Genomic DNA, 12,314 nt, shown 5'->3' with positions numbered 1-12,314 from the left:
GGGAGCGGTGCGCGTGGCGTAGCGATCGCCTCTAGCGCGTGCAACAGTTGTTCGGGCATCCGGGACCGAACGTGATTTCCACCCGCTGCCCACCCGGCTCGGAAAACCTTCGTGGCTCACGCACGGTATAAACGCGCCCAGTTACCCACAAATGCGAACTTTGTAAGCCGAACTGCTGCATGGCGCTCCACACCTTTTGGGCACGCTGTTCTGCCAGCTTCCTCGGCATAACCTCGATTGATTCCGCGAGGCCGACCACTTGAATAACGTCCGCGTATTCAAACTTTCGCATTTCTGCGGACCATGCCGAGAGCCGTGCCAATTCCTTGACACTGAGCGACGCAGAATTTCGCGCGAAGAGAACATCGATATTTTCTCCACGTTGATTCTGTGGGCCATCACAGGCCAGTGCTGAACCGAACCACGCGAGCAAGAGCGCCGGAATCAGGAGCTTAATTTTCAGAAAAGACACAGTACCCCGCCACGCTGTCAGCATTCACTATTGCAAGATCCGGATGCGCCTGCCCCCATTCCTTTAGCCTGAAAGTTATCGTGTACTGAGGGTCGCCGTTGCCATCGTGTCGAGAAAATGAGTCGCCTCATGAATGATAGTTGATGCCTGCGAGTCACCTGTGCCGCTCCACGGCCGCATCGTGCAAAAGCTCAGATCGATTGCCATTGTGTGCGTGGCGGTATCCGGGGCGCATACGTGCGCCGCAACGCCATCCGTGCGTGAGTTCGGAAGGCAGCCTGTTGCATGGTCTGCTTCGCTCCCACTTCGCACTACGTTTTCGGGCCCGAAGCCGCGCACTACCTCAAGGACTTTCGTGAGTCCATCTCGAAGCCGCCTATGAGTGGCCTCGTCGTTGCGGCCGAACCATCGCCATACACGAGCCTTTTCGCTGGCGCTCCAGACATCTAACGCAGCCAGGCGCATTTCAATCTTCTGAACTGCTTCGTCCTGCGCCGCAGCGAACATCTTTCTGAATTCCGCATTCGTCATATTCGGGCAAATGCGCTCCGTGTTGACATACACATCCACGGACGAACCCTCGACCGTGTTAGTCATCGACGAATGAACTTCGAACAACTCCTTTGCCATTACTTCACATCCTCCACCGCGACCGTCACACGCTCGGCCGCATTGGTCCTGATGCGTTGCGTCCTGCCGGCTGCGTCGGTCACGCCCTCGATGAGCGTTCCGCTTTCGCCAATCAGGCGATACGCCACGTTAGAGAGTGGCTTGCCGTTCATCTTGCTGCGAAGAACGTACGCTTCATCGAACACGGACGCCAAAGGCGCGGCAGCGATGTTGTCACTTCCAGTCGCGCAATGACGGATGGCCCCGAGACTCTCGACAAGATCTTCGTACCAAGCTTCCCCCGCGAGTCTTGCGAAGATGCGCGGATGGTCCGGACAGTCGCATATGACGACATCATTTTCTAGCGCTATCTCGCTTGCACCTAACGTCATGCGGCGCCGACCGCCTTCCTTCGCGATATAGCCGGTTGTCTTGCAGACGGGACAATATGCGGCACCGTTGATAAGCGCGGCTTGATGGCCGCTCAACGTGAAAAAGGGCCCTTTGTAATCGCAAATCTCACCGTTGTTACTTAGCTTATCGCCGACCACAGCAAACCGGCGCATCATGATTGGGCCCTGCTACCTGTTTCGTTATTCATGCTTTTTGGCATATGTTTTCAGGCTTTTGGAAAGACGCCACTCGGTTGAAGTAGTGACGTCAGCATACGAACTCGTTGGAAAAGTTCAACGGGATGCTGGTAAAAAAATCTTCGAATCTACAAACTTCAACGTATTCCTCCGTTAAGCACGCGCGTCGAGCCTTGGTAGTACGACCGGATAATGTACGAACGTCGCAACGAAGTGGCGCGGCTGTTCCGTCGGTTGAAGGGCTTTCGTCGGATTTTCTCGTGCTTCGACAAAGTCATTCTGATGTTCATCGGCTTTATCAACTTCGCCCTCGTCGTGGAAACACTTCGATAGTGTGAACACGCCTCTCGGCATTGCACCCGACGTCACATGCTTTTCGCGCCGCCATGCTTTCCATATGCATAACCGTTCGTTCACGCGCGCGCGCAGCCGTTTTATCGTGATCGCCGCGGCGCGTCATATTCGGCCGTCGAACAACGAACAGAGAGGAATGGCATCACATGGCAGGCTTCAACCGACGCGATTTTCTGGTCTCATCAGGCGCGGCGCTCGCGTCCGCCGGCCTGTCTTCGCTCGCCTTCGCGCAGGAAGCGGCACCCAGGCGTGGCGGCACGCTCAACATGTTGATCAATCCCGAGCCGCCCGTGCTCGTATCGATCTTCCAGACGACGGGCCCCGCGCTCGTCGCGAGTTCGAAGGTGCTCGAAGGTCTGCTCGCCTATGACTTCGATCTGAAGCCGAAGGCGCAGCTCGCGACCGCGTGGAACGTGAGCCCGGACGGTCTCAAGTACACGTTCACGCTGCGCCAGAACGTGAAGTGGCACGACGGCGAGCCGTTCACATCGGCGGATGTGGCGTTTTCCATCGACTTGTTGAAGTCGATCCATCCGCGCGGGCGCAGCACCTTCGCCAACGTGACGCGCGTATCGACGCCCGATGCGCGCACCGCGATCATCGAACTGTCGAAGCCCGCGCCGTATCTGCTGAAGGCGCTGTCGGCGGGCGAATCGCCGATCGTGCCGAAGCATCTCTACGCGAACGGCGATCCGCTGACGAACCCGCATAACAACGCGCCCATCGGCACCGGGCCGTTCCGCTTCAAGTCGTGGACGCGGGGCGCGAGCATCGTCTACGAGCGCAACCCGGATTACTGGGACGCGGGCAAGCCGTATATCGATTCGCTCGTGTTCAAAGTGATTCCCGATGCCGCCGCGCGCTCCGCCGCGTTCGAAACCGGCGCGCTCGATCTCGGCGGCGAGAATCCGGTGCCGCTTTCGGATCTGCCGCGTCTCACGCAATTGCCGCAGCTCGCCGTGGAAACGCGCGGTTATCGCTTTCTGGAACCGCTCTCGGAGATCGATTTCAATCTCGCGCATCCGATCCTGAAGGACGTGCGCGTGCGTCAGGCGATCGCCCATGCGATCAATCCGCAGATCGTGCAGAAGACGATCGCCTACGGTTACGCCGACATTTCTCCGACGCCGATCACGCCCGCCTCGCCGTATCACGACGCGAAGCTCGCGCCTTACGCATTCGATATCGCGAACGCGGAAAAGCTGCTCGATGCCGCGGGTTATCCGCGCAAGAACGGCGGCCCGCGCTTCCAGTTGACGCACGATTTCCTGCCTTATGGCGACATGTACCGGCGTCAGGCCGATTACGTGAAGTCGGCGCTCGCGCGTGTGGGCATCGACGTGACCGTGCGTTCGCAGGATCTGCCTTCGTTCCTCAAGCGCGTGTATGCGGACCGTCAGTTCGACTTCACGAGCATCGGCGTGAATACGTTGTTCGATCCGAGCGTGGGTGTGCAGCGTCTCTACTGGTCGAAGAACATCCGGCCCGGCGTGCCGTTCTCGAACGCGCCGCACTACAGCAATGCGGAAGTCGATACGCTGCTCGAATCGGCATCGATCGAAACGGATGAGAAGAAGCGCGTGGCGCTCTATCAGCAGTTTCAGCAAATCGTGTATCGCGACCTGCCGATCCTGAATCTCGTCGCGCCGCGCATGGTCACGCTCGCGAACCGGCGCGTGCGCAATCACACGGTGTCGGCGCAGGGGCTGGAAGGCAATCTCGCCGATGTGTGGCTGAGCGCCTGAGGACGGACGCCGATGAACCGACGCACGCGCTTCGCCGCCATCGCGCGGCGCACCGCATGGCAGGCCCTGCCGACGATGCTCGCCATCGTGGTCCTGAACTTCTTCCTGCTGAAGCTGATGCCCGGCGACGCCGCCGATGTGCTCGCGGGCGAAGCGGGCTCCGCGACCGCCGAAACGCTGCAGGCATTGCGCGCGAAGTTCGGCCTCGATCAGCCGGTGCTGCATCAGCTCGGCGCGTATCTGTCGCATCTCGCGCACGGCAGTCTCGGCTATTCGCCGCGTTACGACGCGCCCGTCATGCAGCTGATTCTGTCGCGGCTGCCGAACACCTTGCTGCTGATGGGCACGGCGCTCGCCCTCGCGATCGCCGCGGGCATCGTGCTCGGCGCGGTCATGGCGCATTGGGCGGGCAAGTGGCCGGATCGCGTGCTGTCCGTGCTCGCGCTCGTGCTGTATTCGACGCCCGGCTTCTGGATCGGCCTGCTCGCCATCGTGCTGTTCTCGGTGCATCTCGGCTGGCTGCCGAGCGGCGGCGATATCACCGTCGGCGCGTCCTTGCACGGCTTCGCGTATGCCGCCGATGTCGCGAAACATGTGCTGCTGCCGGCCGTGACGCTCGCGACTTTCTTCGTCGCCATCTACGCGCGTCTCACGCGCGCCGCGATGCTCGAAGTGAAGCGCCAGGACTTCGTGCGTACTGCGCACGCGAAGGGGCTGCATCCGCTGCGCGTCACCGTGCGTCATGTGCTGCGCAACGCGCTGATGCCGCTCACGACGATGGTCGGCATTCACTTCGGCACGCTGCTCGGCGGCGCGGCCGTCACGGAAACCGTGTTCAGTTGGCCGGGCCTCGGGCGTCTTGCGCTCGATGCTGTCATGGCGCGCGATTTCAGCGTGCTGCTCGGCGTGTTGCTGCTTTCGTCGCTGCTCGTGATCGTCGCCAACGTGACGGTCGATCTGCTGCAGGCGTGGCTCGATCCACGCATCGTCTGACTCATCGAACCTGAAAACGCATGGCTTCCGATTCCACCGAACTCGCTTCATCCGGCCACGGCTCGGCGTGGCGGCGCCAGCTCGCCGGTGCGCTATTCGGCGCGCGGCGCGCTCAACGTGCGCCTTACGCTCGCGCCTCGCGCGGCGTGTGGCGCGCGCTGCTGCGCAATCCGTCCGCGCTCGCGGGCATCGTGCTGCTGACTGCGTTCATCGCGCTTGCGCTGAGTGCGCCGTATCTTTTTCCCGGCGATCCGCTCGATATGGTCGCCGCGCCCTTCGAATGGCCGGGCAGCGACCCGCTGTATCGCCTCGGCACCGATTCGCTCGGCCGCGATGTCGCCGCCGGCATCGCGCACGGCACACGCGTGTCGCTGCTGATCGGCGCATCGGCGGCGGCGATCGGGCTCGTCATCGGCACGCTCGTCGGCGCGATGGGCGGCTTTTTCGGCGGCGTCATCGACGATCTTCTCGTGCGCGTCACCGAGCTGTTTCAAACCGTGCCGTCGTTTCTGCTCGTGATCGTAATCGTCGCGATAGGGCGGCCGAACGTGACGGTGATCGCGCTGGCCATCGGCATCGCTTCGTGGCCGACGGTCGCGCGTATCGTGCGCGCCGAGTTCCGCACGCTGCGTTCGTCGGACTTCGTGCTCGCCGCGCGCAGTCAGGGCTTTTCCGACGCGCGCATCATTTTCGGCGAGATCTTGCCGAACGCGCTGCCGCCGGTGATCGTGACCGCATCGGTGATGGTCGCGAGCGCGATCCTGATCGAGTCTTCGCTGTCGTTTCTGGGCATGGGCGACCCGAACGTCGTCACATGGGGCGGCATGATCGGCGCGGGGCGCGATTCGTTGCGCACCGCGTGGTATTTGACCGCCGTGCCGGGCGCGGCGATCGTGCTCGCGGTGCTCGCGCTCAATCTGCTCGGCGACGGCCTCAACGACGCACTCAACCCGCGCATGCGCGAACGTTCCTGACCCGAGACCTGTCCGTGGCGAATCTTCTTGAAGTGCGCGATCTGCGCGTGAGTTTCGGCGCGCATCGCGCGGTGCGCGGCATCGATCTGGACATAGCCGAAGGCGAGACGCTCGCGCTCGTCGGCGAGTCCGGCTGCGGCAAATCGGCGACCGCGCTGTCGCTCATGCGGCTCGTGCCGGAGCCGGGCCGCGTGACGGGCAGCGTCCGCTTCGACGGACGCGACGTGCTCGCGCTGAGCCCGCGTGAAATGCGCGATGTGCGCGGCCGCGACATCTCGATGATTTTTCAGGAGCCGATGACATCGCTCAATCCGGTGCTCACGGTCGGCGCGCAGATCGTCGAGACCTTGCGACGGCACGAAGCGCTGTCGAAGCCAGCGGCGATGAAGCGCGCCGTCGAACTGCTCGATCTCGTGCGTATTCCGGAGCCGCATCGACGCGTCTTCGACTATCCGCACGAGCTGTCGGGCGGACAGCGCCAGCGCGTGATGATCGCGATGGCCGTCGCATGCCGTCCGCGTCTGCTGATCGCGGATGAACCGACCACCGCGCTCGACGTCACGATTCAGGCGCGCATTCTCGAACTGCTTGCCGAATTGCGGCGCGATCTGTCGATGTCGCTGCTGCTCATCACGCACGATCTCGGCGTCGTCGCCGAACATGCGGATCGCGTCGCCGTGATGCTCGCGGGCGAAAAGGTCGAGGAAGCGCCGGTGCGTCAACTCTTCGAGCGGCCGCGGCATGCGTACACGCGCGGGCTGCTGGGCGCATCGCTGAACGTGGCGACGGAGTTGCATTACCGCGACTGGAAGCTGCCGGAGATTCGTCACGTGCAAGGCGCCGATGACAAGCCCGCGTTCAACGTGACGCCGCTTGCGCCCGTCAGCGCGCCGGAAACGCGATTCGACAACGACGCGCCGCTGCTCTCGGTGCAACATCTGACGGTCGATTATGTGCATCGGCATGGCAGGGGCGCGTTGCGCGCCGTCGACGACGTGTCGTTCGATATCGCGCGCGGCGAAACCGTGGGTCTCGTCGGCGAATCCGGCTGCGGCAAGTCGACCCTTTCGAAAGCGATCCTGCGTCTCGTGCCGGCGTCGGGTGGCGCGATCCGCCTGCGCGGCGTCGATCTGGCGCCCCTGAGCGAACGCGCGTTGCGCCCGCTGCGGGCGCAGGTGCAGATGGTGTTTCAGGACCCGTATGCGTCGCTGAATCCACGCCGCCGCGTCGGCGACATCCTCGATACGGTGATGATCGTGAACGGCATCGCCGATGCGCGCGAACGCCGCCGACGCGCAAGCGCGATGCTCGATCGCGTCGGTTTGCCGAGCGCCGCGCTTGATCGCTATCCGCACGAGTTTTCGGGCGGTCAGCGGCAGCGCATCGGCATTGCGCGGGCGCTCGTGCTCGAGCCCGCGCTGCTGATCTGCGACGAACCCGTCTCCGCGCTCGATGTGTCCATTCAGGCGCAGATACTCAATCTGCTCGTCGAGCTGAAACGCGACCTCGGGCTCGCTTATCTCTTCATCTCGCACGATCTCTCGGTGGTGCGCTATATCGCCGACCGCGTCCATGTGATGCATGGCGGGCGCATCGTCGAAAGCGGCGATCATCGCGAGATATGGCGCGCGCCGAAGCATGCGTACACGCGCACGCTGCTCGAAGCGATTCCCGGCAAACGATTCGACGCGCAGGCCGCGTAGAGCACGCATCAATACCATAGGAACGTCACGTCATATGTCGAATAAAAATCAGAAGCTCGAAGCCGCGCTCGCCGCGCTGCCTGAACTGGCACAGTCCATCGGCGAAGATGCGGCCGCGCGCGAGGTGCGCCGCGAACTGCCGTTCGATGCCTTTGCGCTGTTTCGTCGATCGGGCCTCGGGACGTTGCGCTTTCCGCTCGAATGGGGCGGACTCGGCGGCTCGCTCGAAGACGTCTTCGACGTGATCGCAACGCTTGCCGCGCACGAAAGCAACGTCGCGCACGCGTTGCGCATTCACTTCGACCAGACCGAAGCGCTGCTGCTTGCGCCGCGCACGCCGTTCAATGCATTGCAGATCAAGCGCGTGGCGGAAGGCGCGATCTTCGGCGGCGCATCGACCGAAGCGGGCACGTCGCGCCCCGGCGAAATCACGACGCAACTTCGGCGCGAAGGCGATCACTTTCGTCTGAGCGGCCGCAAGTATTACGCGACGGGCACCGCGTTCTCCGACTACGCGCGCCTGAACGTGCAGGACGAACACGGCGAGGCCGCCATAGCCGTCGTGCCGGTTCAACGCGAGGGGCTGCGCGTGCTCGACGACTGGGACGGCATGGGGCAGCGCATGACCGCGAGCGGCAGTCTCGAGTTCGACGATCTGATCGTGTACGCGGACGAAGTCACGCCGCGCGTGCAGACGACGCTCACGGGCCGTCACGGTGGCGCGCTGCGTCAGTTGCATCTGGTGGCGGTGGCGGCGGGCATCGTACGCAACGTCGTCGCGGATGCGGAGCGCTATGTGCTGAAACACGGACGCCCCGTGCTGCATAGCGCGGCGCCGTCGGCGCGCGAGGATGCGTTCATTCAGCAGGTCGTGGGCGAATTGAGCGCGAACAGTCACGCGATCGATGCGCTCGTGCGCGACAACGCGCGCGTGCTCGAACGATCGTCGCAAGCGATTCGCAACGGCGATGCCGGCGCCGACGCGCTCGTGCTGGAAGGCGCGCTCGCGACGGCGCGCACGCAGATCGTCGTCAGCAAGCTCGCGTTGAGCGCGGCGGAGCGCATGTTCGAAGCGGGCGGCGCATCGGCGACGGCGCGCGCGCATAACTTCGATCGCCACTGGCGCAATCTGCGCACGATCTTCAGCCACAATCCGCTGATGCATAAGGCGCGCGTGATCGGCGATTACGCGCTCAACGGCGTGACGACGCATCTGACGGAAGGGCGCGTGTTCTGACGTCTTGCGCGGATCGCTACACGATGCCGCGGCTTTCAGGCGCGGCGCGCAAGGCATCGACGGCCGTCAGGCAAGACCGGGCGGCGCGGCCCTCAGCACGTCGACATGTTTCGGCACCAGCCCGAGCTCGACGAAGGTGTCGGCGATCTGCTGCTGCTCCGCGATGATCGCCCGCGTGATGGCTTCCGTACCGAAGACCTGCCGGCTCACCGCGAGATCGACGACAGGTTTGGGCAGGCCCCAAAGCCGCGCGAGTTCGCTCGCGAGTTCGTCCGGATGCTGCTTGCCCCATTGATCGACGGCCTTGATCTCCTCGATGACGATCCGGATCACGTCGGCATTCTTCGCCACATAGTCTTGCGACGAAAAATAGTAGGCGCGGTTGCCCACGACGCCGCTCGCGTCCGCCACGACGCGCGAATTCAGCGACTGCTGCGCGGCGGCGAAGTACGGGTCCCAAATGACCCACGCATCGATCGAGCCGCGCTCGAAGGCGGCGCGCGCGTCGGCGGGCGCGAGATAGGCGAGTTCGACGTCGCGATACTGAAGGCCATGTTGGCGCAGCAGCTTCACGAGGAAGTAATGGACATTGCTGCCCTTGTTCAACGCGATACGCTTGCCTTTCAAATCCGCCACCGTTTTGACGGACGATTGCGCCGGCACCAGCACGGCTTCGGAATGCGGCCGCGTCGGCGTGGCGGCGACGTAGGCGAGCGGCGCGCCGGCCGCCTGCGCGAAGATCGGCGGCGCTTCGCCCACGTCGCCGAAATCGATCGAGCCGACATTGAGCGCTTCGAGCTGCACCGGACCCGCGGAGAACTCCGTCCAGCTCACGGATACGTTGAGCGGAGCCAGACGCTTCTCCAGCGTTGCACGTCCCTTGAGCAGGTTCAGATAGCCTTTCTGATTGCCGATGCGCAACACGCGCGGCTGCGCTTGCGCGGCTTGCTGGGCGAACGATGCCGGCGTGACCGCGAGCGCGGCGGCGCCCGTCGCGGCCCGCGCGGTCAGGGAGAGAAAAGCGCGGCGATCGGTGGTTTTTGTTTTCGACATGGCGGAAGCTCTGGTTGGCGAAAGCTTCCGATGCTAAGACGAGCGCCCATTCGGACCAACGTAGCGATGCACATATCGCTATGGCAACGGAAGTCATAAGCATGTGCACGCGACGGCAATGCGGGCGTCGCGCCAAATCTCCACGCCTGCTTTCTTCGTGACAAAAACTTCGTTCCGTCGAAGCGGCGGCACCGATAGAGTGCCAGCCTCGCCATCGTGCCGCCGCCCGGCGACGCACACCGGCGCAACGAACAAGGAACTCGCCAATGAAAATCAGGACCTGGGGCGCGGTGCTCGCTGCACTGCTGGCAGTGGCTTCGAATGCCGCGCATGCGGACAGGCTCGACGACATCAAGAAAGCCGGCGTGCTGCGCGTCGCGGCGTTCGACAGCAATCCGCCGTTCGGCTTCGTCGATCCGAAGGACAATCAGCTCGTCGGTCTCGATGTCGACTATGCGCGCGCGGTGGCGAAGAGCCTGGGCGTCAAGCTGGAAGTGCAGCCGACCAATCCGGCCAACCGCATCGCGTTTCTGAAGTCGGGCAAGGTCGATCTCGTCTTCGCCAACTTCACGATCACCGACGAGCGCAAAAAGGAAGTCGATTTCAGCACGCCGTACTTCGCATCGGGCACGCAGTTCATCGCGAAGAAGGGCGTGCTGAAATCGCCCGATCAGATCAACAGCCTGCGCATCGGCGCGGACAAGGGAACGACGAACGAACAGCAGGTGCGGGCGAAATTCCCGAACGCGACCATCGTCGCCTATGACGACACGCCGTTCGCTTTCGCCGCGCTGCGCACGGGCAACGTGCAGGCGATCACGCAGGACGGACCGAAGCTGGTTGCGTTGCTCGCGCGCGTGCCGGACAAGGCCAGCTACGAAATTCCGGCCTTCACGATCTCCAACGATTACGAAGGCGTCGGCGTGCCGAAGGGCGAGACGCGCCTGCTCGACGCCGTGAACGGCACGCTCACCAAACTCGAAACGGACGGCGAAGCGACGCGCATCTACGACAAGTGGTTCGGCCCGAAGAGCGCCGCGCCGCTGCCGCGCCTCTTCAAGATCGGCGATCCGCAGAAGAACGGTTGATCGCCGTCGATCATGCATAGCTGGCTCGATCCGAAATATCTCGCGTGGCTGGAGCAGGGCTTCGCCGTCACGCTGATGTTGTCCGCCTGCGCGGCGATCTGCGCGACGCTGCTCGGCTTCGCGCTGGCCGTCGCGCGCACGTCGGGCAATGCGGCGCTCGCACGCGTCGCGGCATCGTATGTCTTCGTCTTTCGCAATTCGCCGCTGCTCGTCCAGTTGCTGTTCTGGTATTTCGGGGCGGCCGCGTTGCTGCCGTCCGAATGGATGACGTGGCTCAACACGCCGCATGCCGCGACGTTCGGGCCGTTCGTTTTGCGTTGGCCGAGTTTCGAGCTGTTCGCGGGCTGGATCGGATTGACCTGCTACACGACGGCGTTCATCGGCGAGGAGTTTCGTGCGGGTATGCGTGGCGTGAGTGCGGCGCAAGAGCAGGCGGCGGCCGCGCTCGGCATGAGCCGCTATGCCGCGCTGCGCTACGTGATCCTGCCGCAGGCGCTGCGCATCGCGACGCCGCCGCTCGCCGGGCAATACATGAACGTGGTGAAGAACTCGTCGCTGACGATGGCGGTAGGCGTCGCGGAGCTTTCGTACATGTCGCGTCAGGTCGATACCGAGTCCTTCAGGACATTTCAGGCATTCGGCACGGCCACGGTGTTCTATGTGCTGACCATCGCGGTCATCGAAGCGGCGCTGGTCGTGTGGCAGCGCACCGGCGTGCGCGCGCTGCGGCGAGTCCACGCATGAACGAGGTCGACTGGTTCGCGTCGCTGCGCTATCTCCTGCTGGGCGCGTTTCCTTCCGGACCGCTCGGCGGCGTTGCGCTGACGCTCGCGCTTTCCATTTCCTCCGCGATTCTTGCGGCGATCATCGGGCTCGCGGGCGGCATCGCGCTTTCGATGACACGCGGCGTCGCGCAGATCCTGCTGACCGCGCTGGTTGCGTTCTTTCGCGCGATTCCCGTGCTGATGCTGATTTTCTGGACCTTCTTTCTGATGCCGATTCTGCTGCACGTCAATGTGCCGGGCCTCGCGACCGTCGTATGCGCGCTCGCGCTGATCGGCGGCGCGTATCTGTCGCATTCGGTCCATGCGGGCATCGTGTCGATCGGCAACGGGCAGTGGCAGGCGGCGATGTCGCTCGGCCTCACGCGCTGGCAGGCGCTGCGCGAAGTCGTGTTGCCGCAGGCCGTGCGCGTGATGATGCCGTCGTTCGTCAATCAATGGGTCTCGCTCATCAAGGATACGTCGCTTGCCTATATCGTCGGCGTGCCGGAATTCACGTTCCTCGCCAATCAGCTCAACAACCGGTTGATGGTCTATCCGGCGCAGATCTTCCTGTTCGTCGGCTTCGTCTATCTGATGCTGTGCGGTGCGCTGCAAGCGCTCGCGCACGCACTGCTCTCGCGCCGCTCCGCAGAGCGCAGCCGGGTCCGCACGATGCCTGCAATGCAACGCAGAAAAGCTCGTTTGTGAAACGCGTCGCGCGGGCCTAGATTG

General features: G+C 63.6%; 12 protein-coding genes and 1 pseudogene. 9 read left to right on the top strand and 4 right to left on the bottom strand.

Translation table 11 applies throughout. The features are described 5' to 3' along the window. Nucleotides 1-31: 31 nt before the first annotated feature. The 3 genes from LDZ23_RS26825 to LDZ23_RS26815 all read right to left on the bottom strand — a co-directional run bounded on the left by LDZ23_RS26825 (nucleotide 32) and on the right by LDZ23_RS26815 (nucleotide 1,650). Entirely contained in the window at nucleotides 32-472 is a 441-nt protein-coding gene (locus LDZ23_RS26825; RefSeq protein WP_160172872.1) for an OmpA family protein, read from the bottom strand. A gap of 75 nt (nucleotides 473-547) precedes the next feature. Continuing rightward, on the bottom strand, nucleotides 548-1,102 hold the full coding sequence (locus tag LDZ23_RS26820; protein ID WP_008346776.1) for a M35 family metalloendopeptidase: 555 nt from the start codon (nucleotides 1,100-1,102) through the stop codon (nucleotides 548-550). Continuing rightward, complete coding sequence (locus LDZ23_RS26815) at nucleotides 1,102-1,650, bottom strand: PAAR domain-containing protein (protein ID WP_008346775.1); 549 nt, start codon at nucleotides 1,648-1,650, stop codon at nucleotides 1,102-1,104. The genes LDZ23_RS26820 and LDZ23_RS26815 overlap by 1 nt, the downstream gene beginning before the upstream one ends. A gap of 165 nt (nucleotides 1,651-1,815) precedes the next feature. Between LDZ23_RS26815 and LDZ23_RS26810 the strand changes: the two are divergent. The 6 genes and pseudogenes from LDZ23_RS26810 to LDZ23_RS26785 all read left to right on the top strand — a co-directional run. Beyond that, nucleotides 1,816-2,004 (top strand): annotated as a pseudogene (locus tag LDZ23_RS26810) (IS5-like element ISCARN85 family transposase); the annotation flags it as partial. A 167-nt stretch (nucleotides 2,005-2,171) separates the two neighbouring features. Then, the gene (locus LDZ23_RS26805; RefSeq protein ID WP_008346773.1) at nucleotides 2,172-3,770 is read left to right on the top strand and encodes an ABC transporter substrate-binding protein; all 1,599 of its coding nucleotides are present in this window, start codon (nucleotides 2,172-2,174) and stop codon (nucleotides 3,768-3,770) included. Between the two features lie 12 nt (nucleotides 3,771-3,782). After that, nucleotides 3,783-4,763, top strand: a complete 981-nt coding sequence (locus LDZ23_RS26800; protein WP_008346772.1) for an ABC transporter permease — start codon at nucleotides 3,783-3,785, stop codon at nucleotides 4,761-4,763. A 20-nt stretch (nucleotides 4,764-4,783) separates the two neighbouring features. Next, nucleotides 4,784-5,737 carry an ABC transporter permease gene (locus LDZ23_RS26795; protein ID WP_008346771.1) on the top strand — a complete coding sequence of 318 codons (954 nt, stop codon included), beginning with the start codon at nucleotides 4,784-4,786 and terminating at the stop codon, nucleotides 5,735-5,737. A gap of 14 nt (nucleotides 5,738-5,751) precedes the next feature. Next, entirely contained in the window at nucleotides 5,752-7,440 is a 1,689-nt protein-coding gene (locus LDZ23_RS26790) for an ABC transporter ATP-binding protein (protein WP_008346770.1), read from the top strand. A 34-nt stretch (nucleotides 7,441-7,474) separates the two neighbouring features. Continuing rightward, nucleotides 7,475-8,677 (top strand): acyl-CoA dehydrogenase family protein, encoded by a 1,203-nt coding sequence (locus LDZ23_RS26785; protein ID WP_008346768.1) that lies wholly within the window; start codon nucleotides 7,475-7,477, stop codon nucleotides 8,675-8,677. A 66-nt stretch (nucleotides 8,678-8,743) separates the two neighbouring features. Here LDZ23_RS26785 and LDZ23_RS26780 read toward each other — a convergent pair whose 3' ends face one another. Further along, entirely contained in the window at nucleotides 8,744-9,730 is a 987-nt protein-coding gene (locus LDZ23_RS26780) for a sulfonate ABC transporter substrate-binding protein (RefSeq protein ID WP_008346766.1), read from the bottom strand. 266 nt (nucleotides 9,731-9,996) lie between these two features. On the opposite strand from LDZ23_RS26780, the gene LDZ23_RS26775 reads away from it, so the two are divergent. The 3 genes from LDZ23_RS26775 to LDZ23_RS26765 are packed head-to-tail and all read left to right on the top strand — an operon-like array spanning nucleotide 9,997 to nucleotide 12,290. Beyond that, entirely contained in the window at nucleotides 9,997-10,818 is an 822-nt protein-coding gene (locus LDZ23_RS26775) for an ABC transporter substrate-binding protein (protein WP_008346764.1), read from the top strand. A gap of 12 nt (nucleotides 10,819-10,830) precedes the next feature. Next, nucleotides 10,831-11,562, top strand: coding sequence for an amino acid ABC transporter permease (locus tag LDZ23_RS26770; protein WP_008346762.1), 732 nt, complete (start codon nucleotides 10,831-10,833; stop codon nucleotides 11,560-11,562). Beyond that, nucleotides 11,559-12,290, top strand: a complete 732-nt coding sequence (locus LDZ23_RS26765) for an amino acid ABC transporter permease (protein ID WP_008346760.1) — start codon at nucleotides 11,559-11,561, stop codon at nucleotides 12,288-12,290. The genes LDZ23_RS26770 and LDZ23_RS26765 overlap by 4 nt, the downstream gene beginning before the upstream one ends. The last annotated feature ends 24 nt before the right edge of the window (nucleotides 12,291-12,314 follow it).

This window comes from Caballeronia zhejiangensis (assembly GCF_022879815.1).
GTDB lineage: Bacteria > Pseudomonadota > Gammaproteobacteria > Burkholderiales > Burkholderiaceae > Caballeronia > Caballeronia zhejiangensis.
The sequence above is the reverse complement of the archived record's forward strand: the minus strand, read 5'-3'. Positions and strand labels throughout refer to the sequence as shown.